The sequence below is a fragment of the Trichocoleus sp. FACHB-90 genome (genome assembly GCF_014695505.1).
Lineage (GTDB): Bacteria > Cyanobacteriota > Cyanobacteriia > Cyanobacteriales > FACHB-T130 > Funiculus > Funiculus sociatus.
The window spans coordinates 66,443-82,787 of sequence record NZ_JACJOK010000048.1 but is presented as its reverse complement, the minus strand read 5'-3'; the positions used below and the strand labels follow the sequence as shown (position 1 = coordinate 82,787).

The 16,345-nt window shown below is 44.3% G+C and carries 17 protein-coding genes; 9 read left to right on the top strand and 8 right to left on the bottom strand.

The genetic code is table 11. The features are described 5' to 3' along the window. Positions 1–163 precede the first annotated feature (163 nt). The 5 genes from H6F74_RS13895 to H6F74_RS13875 form a co-directional block, all read right to left on the bottom strand. On the bottom strand, positions 164–652 hold the full coding sequence (locus tag H6F74_RS13895) for a hypothetical protein (RefSeq protein WP_190442024.1): 489 nt from the start codon (positions 650–652) through the stop codon (positions 164–166). A 279-nt stretch (positions 653–931) separates the two neighbouring features. Next, a complete protein-coding gene (locus H6F74_RS13890; protein ID WP_190442022.1) occupies positions 932–1,279 on the bottom strand; it encodes a hypothetical protein in 348 nt (115 codons plus the stop codon). A 271-nt stretch (positions 1,280–1,550) separates the two neighbouring features. Beyond that, on the bottom strand, positions 1,551–1,976 hold the full coding sequence (locus tag H6F74_RS13885; protein ID WP_190442020.1) for a thioesterase family protein: 426 nt from the start codon (positions 1,974–1,976) through the stop codon (positions 1,551–1,553). Positions 1,977–2,210: 234 nt separating this feature from the next. After that, entirely contained in the window at positions 2,211–3,209 is a 999-nt protein-coding gene (locus H6F74_RS13880) for a CHAD domain-containing protein (protein ID WP_190442018.1), read from the bottom strand. Positions 3,210–3,312: 103 nt separating this feature from the next. Next, positions 3,313–4,002, bottom strand: coding sequence for a hypothetical protein (locus H6F74_RS13875; RefSeq protein WP_190442016.1), 690 nt, complete (start codon positions 4,000–4,002; stop codon positions 3,313–3,315). Between the two features lie 310 nt (positions 4,003–4,312). On the opposite strand from H6F74_RS13875, the gene H6F74_RS13870 reads away from it, so the two are divergent. Then, positions 4,313–4,618 carry a DUF6464 family protein gene (locus tag H6F74_RS13870; RefSeq protein ID WP_199301211.1) on the top strand — a complete coding sequence of 102 codons (306 nt, stop codon included), beginning with the start codon at positions 4,313–4,315 and terminating at the stop codon, positions 4,616–4,618. A 2-nt stretch (positions 4,619–4,620) separates the two neighbouring features. Here H6F74_RS13870 and H6F74_RS13865 read toward each other — a convergent pair whose 3' ends face one another. Next, a complete protein-coding gene (locus tag H6F74_RS13865; RefSeq protein ID WP_190442014.1) occupies positions 4,621–5,184 on the bottom strand; it encodes an NUDIX hydrolase in 564 nt (187 codons plus the stop codon). A 189-nt stretch (positions 5,185–5,373) separates the two neighbouring features. Between H6F74_RS13865 and H6F74_RS13860 the strand changes: the two genes are divergently transcribed. The 6 genes from H6F74_RS13860 (at position 5,374) to H6F74_RS13835 (ending at position 12,652) form a co-directional block, all read left to right on the top strand. After that, on the top strand, positions 5,374–6,432 hold the full coding sequence (locus tag H6F74_RS13860) for a dipeptide epimerase (protein ID WP_190442012.1): 1,059 nt from the start codon (positions 5,374–5,376) through the stop codon (positions 6,430–6,432). A gap of 14 nt (positions 6,433–6,446) precedes the next feature. Next, the gene (locus H6F74_RS13855; RefSeq protein ID WP_190442009.1) at positions 6,447–7,487 is read left to right on the top strand and encodes a DUF1611 domain-containing protein; all 1,041 of its coding nucleotides are present in this window, start codon (positions 6,447–6,449) and stop codon (positions 7,485–7,487) included. A gap of 151 nt (positions 7,488–7,638) precedes the next feature. Then, entirely contained in the window at positions 7,639–9,285 is a 1,647-nt protein-coding gene (locus tag H6F74_RS13850; RefSeq protein WP_190442007.1) for a M48 family metalloprotease, read from the top strand. A 98-nt stretch (positions 9,286–9,383) separates the two neighbouring features. Beyond that, complete coding sequence (locus tag H6F74_RS13845; RefSeq protein ID WP_190442005.1) at positions 9,384–10,046, top strand: class I SAM-dependent methyltransferase; 663 nt, start codon at positions 9,384–9,386, stop codon at positions 10,044–10,046. 236 nt (positions 10,047–10,282) lie between these two features. Then, a complete protein-coding gene (locus H6F74_RS13840) occupies positions 10,283–11,149 on the top strand; it encodes an NAD(P)-binding domain-containing protein (RefSeq protein WP_190442003.1) in 867 nt (288 codons plus the stop codon). A 183-nt stretch (positions 11,150–11,332) separates the two neighbouring features. Beyond that, entirely contained in the window at positions 11,333–12,652 is a 1,320-nt protein-coding gene (locus H6F74_RS13835; protein ID WP_190442001.1) for an alkaline phosphatase PhoX, read from the top strand. A gap of 61 nt (positions 12,653–12,713) precedes the next feature. Here H6F74_RS13835 and H6F74_RS13830 read toward each other — a convergent pair whose 3' ends face one another. Beyond that, on the bottom strand, positions 12,714–13,454 hold the full coding sequence (locus H6F74_RS13830; protein WP_190441999.1) for a class I SAM-dependent methyltransferase: 741 nt from the start codon (positions 13,452–13,454) through the stop codon (positions 12,714–12,716). Between the two features lie 518 nt (positions 13,455–13,972). Continuing rightward, positions 13,973–14,500, bottom strand: a complete 528-nt coding sequence (locus tag H6F74_RS13825) for a hypothetical protein (RefSeq protein WP_190441997.1) — start codon at positions 14,498–14,500, stop codon at positions 13,973–13,975. 129 nt (positions 14,501–14,629) lie between these two features. Here H6F74_RS13825 and H6F74_RS13820 point away from each other — a divergent pair, with 129 nt between their 5' ends. Beyond that, positions 14,630–15,208 (top strand): thioredoxin family protein, encoded by a 579-nt coding sequence (locus H6F74_RS13820; protein ID WP_190441995.1) that lies wholly within the window; start codon positions 14,630–14,632, stop codon positions 15,206–15,208. 17 nt (positions 15,209–15,225) lie between these two features. Then, a complete protein-coding gene (locus H6F74_RS13815; RefSeq protein WP_190441993.1) occupies positions 15,226–16,266 on the top strand; it encodes a molybdopterin-dependent oxidoreductase in 1,041 nt (346 codons plus the stop codon). Positions 16,267–16,345: the final 79 nt, after the last annotated feature.

Below are 16,345 nucleotides of genomic sequence, written 5' to 3'. Positions count from 1 at the left end.
CAACCAGCCAAAAAGGTTGCAAAAAACAACAGCGAAGTTTTGAGTACAAACTTAAGCGGCGAGTAAAGGTGATGGTGCATCCCAGGAAAAATACCAGGCGATTGGAAGTCTGTGGGCGAGTTGCAAATATGGGATGCTCCCACCCCTCGGTCTAAGTTACAGCTTATTTACCACTTCTGCTTCTAGCTTCTGGACTTCTCTCAATCGTGCGACGGATATCATTAAGCGATCGCCCTTCTTGTAAGGCTCTCAATTGGCTTTGCATACCATTGCTATCGGCATCGCGTCCCAGCACTTCCCTGTAGATTTGGTTAATTTTGTCACGGGCTTCTTGAGTTCGAGCAATGGAGCGACGAATATCTCCAAGTGACTCGCCATCTTGTATAGCTCTTACATGACCTTGGATGCCTCTGAAATCACCATCCCGTCCCAGAACTTCTCGATAAATTTTATTTATCTCCGAGTAATAATTCTTTGTTGAATTACCTTGAGGGGAAGTGTTGGAACGCCAAACCTCATCCTGAGTTGCTGGTCGTCCGCAAACTACTTGGTTAGAGTTATCCACAATACATAACCGTTGCTGTGCGCGGACTGGGGCTACAAAAATAGGTGTAATGAATAATGCTGTGGTGAAGAGAGTTGTTAACTTCATATGTTTTATCCCCTGAATATTTGTTGTATATTCACAGTACAGTTGACTTCTGTTTCCTCTCTTCACCTAAGTTACTCATCCAAGTGGGTGATTGGCAAGATTAACAGAGTTGGGGATAAATCTGTCGCCACGCCAGCACCGCAAATATAGTGTTTCTCAGTTGAGTCCAATACAGACCTAACCCCCAACCCCTTTCCCGCAAAAGGGAGGGTTGGGGAGAGGTCAGATTGTATTGCATCCAAAGGAGTTAGGCGTAACCTTAACCCATCCTAAAGCTACTTATTTGCTGTCATCGTCGCCTATTACCTTCTCAACCAGTGCTTTTGCTCCTTCAATCAACCCAGGATTGGATTGATTGGTTGCTTTGACACTTTCTTGGTAAATTTCATCCTGCTTTTTCGGATCGCGAGCCTGCTCTGCGGCTTCTTCATAAGATTCTTCCCGAAGCTCAATTGCTGCACTGTTTCCAGAGGTACTGTCAACTTCCTGTGCAGTCAACTGTGATGCTGCATAAGCTGGCTGACTAGCAAAAATGAATATATTTGACAAACTCAGCAAAGTTATCAAACCTACAACCAAAATGCTCTGGCGAAATGCTTGACCTAAAGCTGTTAAAATGCGTTGCATATAAATCTCCTCCCAATCGTTTTTGGTACAATCTGACGCTAAGCGCGATCGCATTTGTCGCCTGGTGCGACATCGCTACACTGACCAAAGGCTATCTCTTAACGTCAGAAAAATCTCTTGACCAGAGAGATTTTAAAGGTTTAACTACAGCACTCCCTTCTGCCGCAAGATACATTCAAGCACTGGGAAAAATTAAGGATTGTTATCGCCCGATTACGAATGGGAAAGTTTTAAATTAATAACTTAATAACTCATAGGTTTTTTTAATTTTTCAGGTAGTAAGATTCGGTTGAGGCAATTTCCCAAAAGCATCTAAGAGCAGTTGCGGAATGGCTTTTGGGCGCATCGCTGTTATATCCACCCACACCCACAGCGCCTGGGCTGTCACCAATAGCTTTTCCTCTGGCTGTTTGCGGATTTCATAGCGGCGAATGGCACGCGGGCCGCGCATCTCGGAAAGCCAGGTGGTGACTTCCAGCCATTCGCCTGCAACGGCTGGGCGCAGATATTCTATCTCAATCCGCCGCATTACGAAGACACCGCCCAACTCTTCGCAGCGTTGCTGGGTAAAGCCAAGATGTTCTGAGTGTTCAACAGCCGCCTGTTCTAGGTAATGCTGATAAACGGCGTTGTTGACGTGGCCGAGGGAGTCCATCTCGTGGTATCTTACCCGCAGCTGAGTTTTGAACGGTTGCATGCGATCGCTTAGTCAAGATATTTCTTTTCCATTTCCAGGCTAACCGATAGCGTCCCGCCTCTTATGCTTTCTTTTGGTATAAATAACGTTTCTCAGTTGGGGTTACACCCATAAGATTTTGCCGTCCATCCCTATCAATCTGCTTTGGCGATGGGAAATTCGACAATTCTTTTTCTAGGAATTGGTAATTGGGAAGATATTTTTCCCAATTACCAATCCTCAATCCCCCTTTTTTTAGCCCTCTTCATCCGGGGAGTCATTCTCATCAAGCCGCTGCAACAAAGCTAGATGAAAGGCTTGCCGAGTTTGAGGATTCAGATATCTCTCTTGTAACGGTTGCCATTCCTGCCAAGCTTGGTAAGCAGTTTGATGCAGCTGTTCGGCAAGAGTTGGAAGCTGGTTTTTGACCTTAGAGTGTAAGACATCAGTCAGCACTTCGGCTAACACTACACTGTCTTGAATTTCCCCCAAAATTTCCTGAATTGATTTCACATCTTGCAGATAACCTGCATAAGCGGGGCCATAAAGGTCTGTAAATAGTTCCATCTGATAGCGGACGCGCTTTGCTTCCTTACGCAAACTGTGGAGAACTTCCCCTTGATCTGCTAAAAGTTGCGTTACAGCTTCTGGTTCTAAATCTTTGGCAATTTTAATTTCTGGTGCTTTGACATCAGTCCCTAGCAACCAACCAGGGTGGAGAAAAAAGCGACTGACTTCCGGTAAAAGTAAATCTGGTAGAACCTGACGTAAAGGCATCTGAGCAATTTCTTGATAACTTGGATGCTTCAGCCATGTTTGGAATGACTGCTTCAGTTTCTGGTAACGCTGATGATCTAAAGTTTGGCGTACTTGCTCTAGGGCGTGGTGACGCTGTTTATTTAAAGATGCGATCGCTTCCTCTAAGGTTTTTTGCTCTTTTGAGGGTAAATTAGGATAATAACGATTTTTTAGCGCTTCCTGAAGTACGTCTATATCTCGCAACTCCCCAAGACTATGACCTATTTTCCCAATTCTGTTTTCTTGGGCTGACTTAGGAAGATCCAGTGCTGGTGCAAACCCTGTTATTGCTGAACGCAAGCGACGCATCCCGACGCGCATCTGGTGTAATGCTTCTGGGTCTTTGTCTTTGATGACATCGCTTTCGTGTTTAAGCGTTTTGTGAAAATGTTTTTCAATCGCTAGGTAAGCCCAATCTCCTAGATTCTGGGCTTTTTCTAATGCACTCTTTTTCATGGCAATATTGCCTCATCCGTGTAAAAGATTAATAAATTCTTAAGCTCAAATTAAGCTGAATGTTCACACTAGCACATTCCTACTCAAATTTCGGTATTTCACTCTAACGCAACCAAGTAGAACTTATGATATTACCTGGGGAAGAGATCCATAAGTCGTATCGGGTTAGGGTTTCCCCAGTTTGCAGGTTTTTGATGAATGGCTTGCCAGTCCAGATTTGGCAGCTACAGAGATTTTTCGGTTCCTGAATCTCAAAGTCAGCCTCAGTTTGTTGCAACCGGAAAAATTCAATATGCCAGTGACCAGGTTCAACAGCAACACACCCGTCTGAGTGTCTGTTGTCCAGTTTAATTGCTGTGGGCAGAAAATCGATATCTAGCACATATGATTGATAGTTATGCTGGCAGGCAAATTCTACAACTTTCTGCCAGTCATAGACTGGATCTTTCTCGCCATGAAGTTCGCTGTCGTCGCCAAAGCAGTAACCTCCAAACAGCCAAACCAGTTTTGATAATACGGTTTCTTGGCGGATGCGATCGCTTCTTAAAAGTTCTAAATCTTCCTCTAGGAGGACGCGATCCGGAATGCACCACCAGTATTCCCAATAAATTTGTGCATCTAGTGGTAGCGTCCGCTTGATGACTCCGGGGATGCGATCGCGTCGCTGAATCAAGCGTATTTCCTCCTTAGATGCACTCCTACCATCCGGAATCGGCAGATCCATATTTGCCTCCAGAGGATGTTTCGGCGCGATCGTCATCTCATTAGGGACGAAGGAGTCGAGGTTCAACACAGATACTCTCCGAATCGGGCTACTGCAAATGTAATTTTCTACTCTACATCTTAGAATAGGTCGGTTTTGGCTATAAATTTTTATATATAGCAATTCAAGGGTTGGGTGCGATACCTCTGTAGGGACATGGCATTGCAAATCCCCCAACGTTAGAACCGCAATGTATTCCACCCAACTGAGAAACGCTATATTAAATTTAAGTTTAAGCTTTTATTATCTTCGGGGAAATTAGCTAACCTGAAATCAGGACTGATGCAGGACTATCTGAATCGGGTAAAATTTGGGAATTATTAAGAAGAGGTAAAGGAGCGTGTCGGTAACGATCCTCATTATTGTTTCTATGGGGTTAATGCCACTGTTGATTTCAATGTGGGCGATGCGTAAAGCAGAGGAACGAACGCGATCGCGGTTGAGATCGGCTATGCGGAGGGCATCTGCTAGAGAGTTGCAAAGAATGTCAACTTCTATAGATCAGCATTATATTGAAGGAGTTGGCTATTTAATTGGCGATATAACTTGTCAATTTAATGCCCACTCTCCTTACATCCGTTGTGCTATTAATCCTAGCGGCCCTTGCCAAGATTGTTACCACTATCAATCAAGGGAATATAATTAATTTTACTCGGTAACAGTACGCCCCGAAAGATAATTTAAACCCAAGAAAATAGCCGCGATTGTTCCGGCAACACAAATTTCTCCTTTTGTTATTACTTCCATAACTTCTGTTATAGGAATTAACACAACTTCAATGTCTTCTGTGATATCCAAATTTTGTTTACTTCTTTGCTGAACATTTTCAGCTAAAAACAAATGTATTTTATTAGTGTCTTTGGGCGGGTTATCGTATAACATCGCTAGTTTAATTATTTCGTCAGCCACATAGCCTGTTTCTTCTTCTAATTCTCTGGCGGCGGCAACAACACTATCTTCTGATTTTGAAAAAGCCCCAGCCGGAAGTTCTAATAATATTTCTTCGACTGCATGGCGATATTGCCGCACAAAAACAATCTCTTTTTGTGGGGTTATTGGTAAAATTACAGCAATATCTGGTCTAATATTTACAAAATAGTCGTCTATTATTTGTTCGGTGGGTAATTCTATTTCATCTTGCCGAATTTTACACCATTGGTTGTTTATAATCATTTTTGAGTTGAGAATTTTCCACTTTTTTAGAGGTTTCATATAAGAATGAATAAAAAACGGGATACACCTTAATTTACCATCAAGGTTATAGGGACAATGCCATGTCCCTACAGATGTATCCCACCTAACCCTTGAATTACTGTACTATCGCGTTAACAATCAATTTGGAACTCTTCTCCAACTCGGTTGGCTGACAGAGGACGAGAAAAGAAGGATACAACAAATAATATGCGAATTAGTATTGAAACCTTCACAGTAAACAAGCGATTTCCTCTAACCATCAGTCGCGGTACGACAGCGCAGACGACTAATGTGTGGGTACGTGTAATTGAAGATGGGATTGAGGGATGGGGGGAAGGAACGCCCTTTTCCATCGGCGAACAGCGGCAAACGACAGAGAGTATTTTGGAGCAATTGCAGCAAATCGCGCCAAGTTTGGAGAAATTCCATACCTGGGAGAGACAGCAGATTGAAAGTGTGTTGCAAGAGGCACTTCTTCCTTCCTCAGCGCAAGCAGCAATTGATGTGGCGTTGCACGATTGGATGGGAAAGCGGTTGGGATTACCTCTGTGGCGGTTGTGGGGTTTGGATTGCTCGCGGATTGTCCCGACCTCTGTCACAATTGGGATTAATTCTCCGACAGCAGCCGTAGAGCGATCGCGCGACTGGCGACAACTGACTGGGGCAAAAGTTTTAAAGGTAAAATTGGGTAGTTCGCTGGGCATTGAAGCAGATCAGGCGATGTTGATGGCAATTCGGGAAGACGCGCCAGAGGCAATTTTGAGTGTGGATGCCAACGGTGGTTGGAATTTGGAAGATGCTGTCACAATGTGCGCTTGGCTGTCGCGTCTGGGCGTTAAATATGTGGAACAGCCGTTACCGCGAGGAGAAAATTTAGGGGTAATGGGGGAATCGCCGCTACGGGAACTAAAAGCGCGATCGCTTCTCCCAATTTTTGTCGATGAAAGTTGTTTTACCAGCAGGGATATACCTCTACTTGCAGATAAAGTTCATGGCGTTAATATCAAATTAATGAAATGTGGAGGTTTAACTGAGGCGATTCGCATGGTGCATACAGCGAAAGCTTGTGGGTTGCAGGTAATGTTTGGTTGTTATTCTGACAGTGTTATTTCTAATACAGCAGCAGCGCAGCTTTCGCCACTAGCTGATTATCTGGATTTAGATTCTCACTTAAATTTAATAGACGATCCTTTTACAGGTGCATCCTTGCAAGATGGGCGACTGTTACCGAATGATTTGCCAGGGTTGGGAATAAGTAAAAATTAGAAATTAAAAATTAAATGCTAAATCCTAAACATCGAGTTGCAATTCTGCTGCATGAAGGGATTCGCGGCATTCATGGGAAAACTGGATTGGCGCTATTACGTTACAGTGAAGCGCCAACAGTGGTGGTAATCGATCGCCAGTGTGCGGGCGAATCTTTACGACAATTGACTGGTATTGAGTGCGATGCTCCGATTGTGGCTTCAGTTACAGAGGCGTTAACCTACGCACCCGATGTACTTGTAATTGGCATTGCGCCGTCTGGGGGTGCGTTACCGGAGGAATGGCGGCAAGAGGTGAAACAGGCGGTGGCTGGGGGTTTGTCGGTAGTGAATGGGCTGCATACCCCGATGGCATCACCGGAACTTAAAGCCTTGTTGAAAGAGGAACAGTGGATTTGGGATGTGCGCCAGGAGCCAACAGAGTTAAAAATAGCAAGTGGTTTAGCGCGATCGCTTTCTTGTAAGCGTGTCCTCACTGTTGGCACAGATATGAGTGTTGGCAAAATGTCAACCAGTTTGGAACTAAATAAAGCAGCAACAAAGCGGGGTTTACGTTCTAAGTTTCTTGCTACTGGTCAAGCTGGTTTAATGATAGCGGGTGATGGTGTGCCGTTAGATGCCGTGCGCGTGGACTTTGCCGCTGGTGCAGTTGAGCAGTTGGTGATGCGTTTTGGGCAAGAGTATGAGATTTTGTTTGTTGAGGGACAAGGTTCCCTGTTGCATCCCAGTTCAACAGCAACGCTGCCACTGTTGCGCGGAACGCAACCAACGGGGTTAATTTTAGTGCATCGAGCGCAACAAGCAACTATTCGCAATCATCCTCATGTGGCGATACCGCCGTTACCAGAGGTGATAAAGCTTTACGAGACAGTCGCGGCGGCGGGTGGTGCTTTTGCGGCGGTGAAGGTGGTTGCGATCGCTCTTAACACTGCTCATCTGGACACTGCAACTGCACAGCAAGTTATCGCGCAGATACAGACAGAAACTAATTTACCTTGCACAGATCCAGTCCGTTTTGGTGCCGAGTTGCTGTTAGATGCTGTTCTGAATAATTAGTCGAAGACAGATGACAATTAGGGGGTTAATTATTGAGATAAATATTTCGTCTTCCAATTTCTAAAATTACCTGTTGGGATTAGCGCATTGCTTCAAGCATTTGGCAAAATATGAATACACTAATAGAAAAATAGATATACTATCCACCACTATGAAACCTGTCTGGAATTCCCTGTTTGCTCTTGTCTTGTTGTCATCTTCTCCCGCAACGGTGCTAGCTTCGACATCGCCTCCCACGGTAATAGTCACTCCAGTTCACAACAAGACTGAAACTAAACCAGAAGAAACCACCACCCCCGAAGTTAAACCATCTGCGGAAGAGGTGGAACCGCAACCCGGTTCGGAAGCGACCCAAAAGCCGGACACCAAACCAGAGTCCGACGCTGAGGAAAAAGCAGAGGAAGAACCGGAACCGACTCCAGAAGAAATTGCCAAGCAGCAAAAACTGATTGAAGCTGATAGTCTTTATCTGGGGGGACAATTTGCTGAAGCAGAAAAGCTGTATCGGGAAGTTAAAGCGCCATTTGCTAATGCGACCCAAAAGACTGAACGCAAAGAGCCAATTACCGATGCACAACTATTACCCCCTGCGGGTAAAGTTTACTGGCGCGAGGCGCAAGCTGGTTTACAACAAAAGCTGGAAAGTAAAATTTTCGTACCGCTGCAATTTTTGGTAGAACAGTATCCGGAATTTATTCCCGGTCATGTGCAGTACGCCAAAGCATTGCAAGAATATAACAAGACAAAAGAATCTTTACAAGTTTTGGAGAAAGCAACAACTTTATATCCCGCCGAACCAACCTTACTCAAAGCGAAAATTGAAGCTTACAGAAAGCAAGAGGCGTGGTTAGAAGCTTCGCTGGCGGCGCGTCAATTTGCTTTATTAAACCCGAATCATCCGGAGGCGGCTGAATTTACAACTTTAGCGGATGAGAATTTGAAACGTTACAGAAGGCATCTTCGCGCCGAGTTGAGAGGGAATGCGATCGCTAATGTGATCACAGGCGCTTTAAGTTATGCAGTTACTGGCAGTTTATATGGGCCTTTAACTGCTGTTGAAACTTCTGTATTAATGTTGCGTGGCGAATCTGCTATTGGTGAATCGGTAACAAAACAGGCAAAACGCCAGTTGCCTCTGGTTGAAGATGAAGAGGTGTTGAAATACGTTCGCGACATAGGAAATAAACTAGCAACTGTGGCGGGACGTAGTGATTTTGAGTATGAATTTCATGTTGTCTTAGATGACAAACTAAATGCTTTTGCTCTCCCAGGCGGCAAAGTTTTTGTAAATGCAGGTGCAATTACTCGCACTAATTCAGAAGCAGAATTAGCTGGTTTATTGGCACATGAATTATCTCATGCTGTATTATCTCATGGATTTCAACTGGTAACGCAAGGAAATCTTACTTCTAGCGTGACAGGATTTATTCCCTATGCGGGAGGTACTGTCACCAATCTCATCGTTTCCGACTACAGCCGCGACATGGAACGTCAGGCGGATATTCTCGGAACTCGCCTGATTGCTGCTACCGGATATGCTGCTGATGGGTTGCGTAATCTAACGGTAACACTGAAAGAGGAAGATAGCGATCGCCCAATTTTTACTTGGCTCTCAACTCATCCTGTCACCGATGAGCGGATTCGTTATTTAGAAAGTTTGATTGAAGGCAACGGTTACAACCGCTATGCTTATGAAGGAGTAGCGCGACACAATGAAATTAAGGCTAAAGTAAAACAACTCCTAGATGAGGCTAAGAAGAAGGAAAAAGAACGCAAGCGACAACGCGATCGCAATTAGATGTAGGTTGGATTGAGAAACCTCACCCAACATTGATATGGGTTTGATGGGTAACTACAAATAATGATTTCCATCTACTTAGTAATTAGTAATCAGCCATGCAAAGAATATTAGAACCCGAAGTCATGGACAGTTGGGAAGAAGCAACTGAATATGACGCAATGGATTTCACTCAGATAAACGCGGCTTTTGCTCAACGTGCGATTGAGTTAATAGACTCCCCAACTGCAACCATTCTCGATGCTGGAACTGGTACAGCGCGAATTCCTATTTTAATTGCACAGCAGCGAAGTCAATGGCAAATTATCGGCATTGACATGGCAGAATCTATGCTACAAATCGGCAGAAAGAATGTAGAGAAGGCAGGCTTACAACAACAAATAAGCTTAGAATTAGTTGATGCCAAGCACTTACCATATCAAGATGGTAAATTTGATATGGTTATTTCCAATAGCCTTATCCATCACTTGCCAAATCCACTGCCTTTTTTGCAAGAATTGCAGCGAGTGCTAAAGCCTAATGGTGCGATTCTCCTCCGAGACTTAATTCATCCTCCTAGTGAGGAAATTATCAATTCTCTGGTTCAAAGTATCGGGGAAGAGTACAACGAACATCAGAAAAAGTTATTCCGCGATTCTCTCCACGCCGCCTTTACTCTAGATGAGGTGAACGAGTTGGTGCAACAGGCTGGAGTGTCCAATGTTACAGTTTACCAATCAAGCGATCGCCATTGGACAGCAGAACGATTTTGGAATGCCTAATTTATGACTTTTGCTAACATCAATAGGAAGCTGTTTTACCTCTAAAACAGCTTCCTAAAAAATATTAACTTTGTTCAAAATAACGTTGACAATTTTTGGAAATTATACTTTAATACAAGTGGTATTGACAGGGTAGGCATGATGCCTACCCTGTTGCTTTTTTATTCCTAAGATTTAGTCGGGTCGGCATTGCCAACCTTAGAGTCCAACGCCAGTTTTTAGAGGTCAGGGTAATTGTGAAAGTAGGATTTTTAGGAACTGGGTTAATGGGACAGCCGATGGTCAAAAGGCTGTTAGAAGCTAAAATTTCGGTGGTTGCATACAATCGCACCCCATCGAAATTAGCACCTTTGCGAGATGCGGGTGCTAAAATTGCCGACTCTCCGCAAGAAGCAATTCGCGAGTCTGAGTGTGTAATTTTGATGCTGACAAACGCTACAGCAATTTATGAGACTTTATTATCCGAAGCTTCCCGACAAGAATTAAAAGGTCGGACAGTCGTTCAAATGGGGACGATTTCGCCAAGCGACAGTAAAGCGATCGCATCTGACGTTGTTGCTGCTGGTGGCGAGTATATTGAAGCACCCGTACTGGGAAGTATTCCGGAAGCCGAGACAGGTAAATTAATGGTAATGGTGGGTGCTTCTGGCGAACAATTTCAAAAGTGGTTGCCATTACTAAAAAACTTTGGTTCAGAACCTCTGCATATTGGCGAAATTGGTGCTGCTGCTGCTGTCAAATTAGCCCTTAATCAACTGATAGCTTCTTTAACAAGTACCTTTGCACTAAGTTTAGGATTTGTTCAGAATCAAGGTGTCGAAGTCGAGAAATTCATGCAAATTCTGCGACAAAGCGCCCTCTACGCACCAACATTTGATAAAAAGTTGCAGCGGATGTTAGATAGAAACTATGAAAATCCCAACTTTCCGACTAAACATCTGCTGAAAGATACTAACTTATTTCTTAGTGAAGCTAAGTCAGAGGGTTTGAATGTCAGCAGTTTGGAAGGCATTCGCCAGATTTTAGAAATAGCACAAAATATGGGTTTGGCTGATGACGATTATTCAGCCTTATTTTCTGCTATTAATCCAAAAAATGAATAATTAAACGCCGAGGGAGGCGAATAATCCTCTGCCTCCCTCAGTGTTAATAATTCCCTTAGAAAAAATAAACTGTACACGCCATAATAATTCCTGAACAAAGAATTAACTAGAAGTTAATCAAAGCTTTGCCCAAGGTTGATGCACGCCAATTAAGCTGTTCTACGCATAAATCCGGAGAACACCATGTCTTTATCACGGCGGCAATTCTTCACCTTGGCAGGCACAAGTGCTGCGGGTGTTGTTTTAATGTCCCCTCTAGAAGCTCTTTATACCAGAGTAGCCAACGGTCAACCAGTGAGTGGGGGAGGTTATGGCCCGCTTATTCCAGACCCTAACGGTTTGTTAGATTTACCACGCGGATTTGAATATCGCGCCTTCTCACGCACCGGAGACATGATGAACGATCGTAACCCAGTACCGGGTGGTCACGATGGCATGGCTGCGTTCCCCGGCCCGAATAACACAACTATCTTAGTTCGCAATCACGAATTAAGTCCGAATTCCACCACTCAAGTTGCCGGACTCAAGTACGATAATCTCTGTAAAGGTGGCACAACAACACTGATCGTAGGGCCGGATCGCCAATTAAAGAGTCATTATGCTTCCCTAGCGGGAACCTACCGTAACTGTGCGGGTGGCCCTACTCCTTGGGGTTCGTGGATTAGCTGTGAAGAAAATACCTCGACTCCCGCTACAAACGATCCAGTTAATACGACGGGCAACGTCGAGAAACGTCACGGTTATAACTTTGAAGTTCCGGCGAATGCAAAAAGAACAGTGGTTCCTGTGCCTCTAAGAGCAATGGGGCGTTTTAACCACGAAGCAGTTGCAGTTGATCCCAAAACTGGAATTATTTATGAAACTGAAGATAGAGGAGATAGTCTCTTCTATCGCTTTATTCCAAATCAACCGGGCAACCTTGTGGCAGGCGGTGTTTTGGAAGCTTTGAAAATCAAAGGAATGCCCCAGGCAATTACTAAAACTAATTTCCCGGTGGGTAAGCCGATGGAAGTTGAATGGGTTCGTATCGATAATCCTGATCCTGATACGGATACTGTCCGCCTTGAAGGCTTCAGCAAGGGAGCAGCCCAATTTACACGCGGGGAAGGAATCTGGTACGGCAACGGTGAATTTTACTTTTGCTGCACAAATGGTGGAGAAAAAGGATTGGGTCAAGTTTGGCGCTACGTTCCTGGGAAAACTCCCCAAGAAGGCGGCATCCTCGAATTATTTGTTGAACCGAATAATGAAAGTGTATTAGACAGTCCTGATAACATTGTTGTGGCTCCTTTTGGCGATTTGATCCTCTGTGAAGATGGCGACGACGAGCAATTTGTAGTCGGAGTGACTCCAAAAGGTCAACTCTACCAGTTTGCTCGAAATGCCATCAATGATAGGGAATTCGCTGGTGCCTGTTTTTCACCCGACGGACAGACCATGTTTGTGAATATCCAAACTCCTGGCACTACCTTTGCTATTTGGGGGCCTTGGGCAAGAGGATAATAATTCGTAATTGATAATTGTAGAGACGTTTTCATAACGTCTCTACAATTATCACCCCCGATTACCGATTATCTGCAACATAAACATTGGTGGTATAGACTAAATAAACAAAGCCTCGCTCATTACAAGCGCTTGCATATAGTTCTTGCAAATCAGAGATGAGTTGTTGTTGTACTTGTCCTTCTTTAGGAATGTAGGATACACTTTGCGCTCTACCAATTAATCCCTCTAAATCTAACTCTTGCTGATACTCAAAAGTTAGGCAGCGGACATTAGGGAAATGGGGATTGGAGAAAAGCGGATCTGCACAAACCATCCGCTTTTCTGCTGGATGATTGTTCGATGCAGCCTGAATTATGCAGCTGTAATTTGCTGTGAATTCGTCGTTGCACTCTCGATTGTTCCACGCTACAGCTAATCTACCATTGGATTTAAGAATGCGGCGAAACTCTTGCAAAGTTGGTTCTGGATTAAACCAATGGAAAGATTGGAAACAAGTTACCAAGTCAACTGATGCTTCGAGTAAATTAGTTGCTTCCGCTGTTCCTTCACGAAACTCCACTAACGGATGTGGTGATGCAGCTTCTCTCATTGCTGCATTTGGTTCGATGGCAATTACCCGCACCCCACGTTCAGCTAAAAGACGTGAAGATATACCCGTACCCGCACCAATATCTGCTGCTACGAGTTGCGAAGGTTCTCCGAATCCTTCCAAAATAGCGTCAATGGCAGGGGTTGGATAACTCGGTCGATGTTTCGCATAATCCGCCGCCCTGTCAGAAAATCTCGAGAGGGGATTCATTGCGTGTAGGGGAGTGTCTTTTGAGTTAGTTTCCTTCACGAGTAGCACCAACTAACAACTTTTCACTATAGCAGCCCTATTTAATTTGTAAAAAAAACGAACCGCTGAGACGCAGAGAACCCAGAGAAAGAGACGAAGGAGAATTTTACCATTATTGCAAGGATTGCTATATATCAAGTCAAAAAGACTAGAAGAAGTAGCAAGAAAATACGCAAGTGTGTTGTTTAAAATTGGCTTATACGTTGCATCTCCATAATAAGAGAATAGATGCATCGCACCCTATTAAGAATTGATATATAGACTATTAAAACTGGCAAGGTTTTTCCCACCTCTAGACTTTACTTTAAAATTTATGATAAAATACTTCTGACGAGGAAGAATTAGGCTTTAATATTTTTTAAAAGACATTTTTATTATTTTAATAATACCCCTATAAGGTCTGCTTTTTAGTAACATTCAATACAAGGTTTTAATTTCAGATGGCGTTTGGTGGGGGATGCCCACCAAACAAAACCTATTTAAAATTCCCCTAGAGCATCGCTGCGTTTTCTTCTGGTTCGTCGCCGTAGTTTCTGTGCTACGAAAGCTGCTTCCCGTTCTGCTTTGTATAAATCAATTGGTCGTGTGGTTAAGACTAATGACCCATCTTGCTTTTGTTTCATGTAAGGTACAGTCCTTGTTTTGTATTCGCAAATTTCAGCCTTCTTGTTGATGGCTCTCAATTCAGCATTAATTTGAGTGGAGATGTCTTGGAGTTCAAGGATTGCCGCATCTAACTCACTTGAAAGTTGATTTATACGTTGTGCTTGTGCCTCCAAGCTTCTCAATCTGTCATTCAGCCTTTGCTGTAGCAGTTCTTTGTAGCTTTTTACTGGCAAAGATGGAATAAACCTCGATGAGTTAGCTGTCGGTTGTGGCAGTGCTTTAGTAGTGGTAATAGTTTGCAATGAAACGCATTTTTGCTGAGAATCCAACTGTGCGGGATGCCGTTTTGATTTGCCGCTTAAGAGTGGAACTACTTTGAGGTTTGCTTGCCCTTTTCTCATGTCGAGGCTCGGATTAGCTTAATGATACAAATGTACTATACAACGAGTGCGATCGCTACCCGCTATAGCAATTTGCATTCCCGTAGAGCAATATAGGTGGGAGCGCAGTTAAAAAACGGAGTGCATATAATGGCAAGAGTTGCCTCAACCATGTTGCCGCTAGGCACGTTAGCCCCCGATTTCCAACTACCGGATGTTTTTGGTGAAACAATTTCCCTCGCCACCATGAAAGGGAAACAAGGATTATTGGTGATGTTCATCTGCAAGCATTGTCCATTTGTCAAGCACGTAGAGGCACAATTAGCGCAAATTGGTAAGGATTACGAAGATAAAAATCTTGGAATTGTGGCAATCAGTGCCAACGATGCCAGCAACTACCCGGATGATGCCCCCGACCAACTTCAGGCAATGGCTAAAGAGTTGGGATTCACTTTTCCTTTGTGCTATGACGAGACTCAGGAAACTGCCAAGGCTTACACAGCAGCTTGTACTCCGGACTTTTTTCTTTTCGATGGAAACAGAAGTTTAGTGTATCGCGGTCAATTGGATGATAGCCGTCCTGGTAACGATCAGCCTGTAACTGGTCAAGATTTACGAAATGCGATTGATGCAGTCCTGGCAGGTAAACCAATCTCCGATGTCCAGAAGCCCAGCATCGGCTGCAACATCAAATGGAAACCCGGAAATGCACCAGCCTATTTTTCATGAGGGATGAGGGATGAAGGATGACTAAAAAATTCGCCCTCTGTCCCTCTGCGCCTCTTGCCGTTTGCCTTTACTTGCTTGCCTTACTTGCGGGATGTGGGGATAGTCCAACAGATGCCCAGTTGGAGGAATGGCGAAAACAAGCGATCGCGCGAAACACGACGATGATTGCTGCCCATAAAAAAAATCGGCAGCAACAACAGTGGGAACTAACGATTCAGGGGCAAACCGCTAGGGAAGTAAGATTATCTATGCAACAATTAGATGCCCTAGCAACTACCCGTATAAAGACGCGATCGCCTCATAACACCAAAAAAGCTGATGAAATTCTCGACTATCGAGGCGTTGACATCTCAAAGCTGCTGGAATTGGGTACCACTCCCGCTACTGAAATTACCTTTGTATCTTTTGATGCCTACCGAGCCACAGTTAGCCGCGAAGATTTAACTAAATACCCAATTATCATCGCCTTAGAAAGCAATGGTAAACCGATTTCCCGCAGCGACGGTGGCCCGCTTTCCCTAGTTTTCCCCTATACTAAGTACCCGCAACTCCAGCAAAAGTATCCCGACCGCTTTTGGGCATTTTATGTCACCAACATGATAGTTGGCACCGAGCCAATACAGTTGCGAGTAGGAAAAAGCCAACTTAACGCCAACGACCTCGACCAACTAGAACAAGTCACCATTGAAGAAGCCGTTGGCTACCCAATTGGCTGGCCGATTAGCAAAGTGAAACTTCAGGGTGTGCGAGTGCGAGACGTTCTGGTGGCTGCTGGCGTGACCCTGCCAGAAGTCGCTGCGGTTGTATTTCGGGGGAAAGCGCCAGCCTCCCGCGATGCCAAGAATCCGATTAGTATCTTGGCAAAAGATATACGTGAGTGTGACATTCTACTTGTCACGCGCTGGGGCGACAAACTCGACCCTATTCCTGCCAAGATGGGTGGCCCGGTCACGCTGGCGACAAGCAGCACTTGTCAAGAATCAAATGGCAATCGAGAACGCGCACCTCAACATCAGCGCTGGCTTACTTTTGTTGAGGAACTAGAAGTCAGGAAATAATGGGGACTGGGGACTGGGGACTGGGGACTGGGGACTGGGGATTAGGTAAAACTTTTCCCAATTAGCAATTAGCAATTAG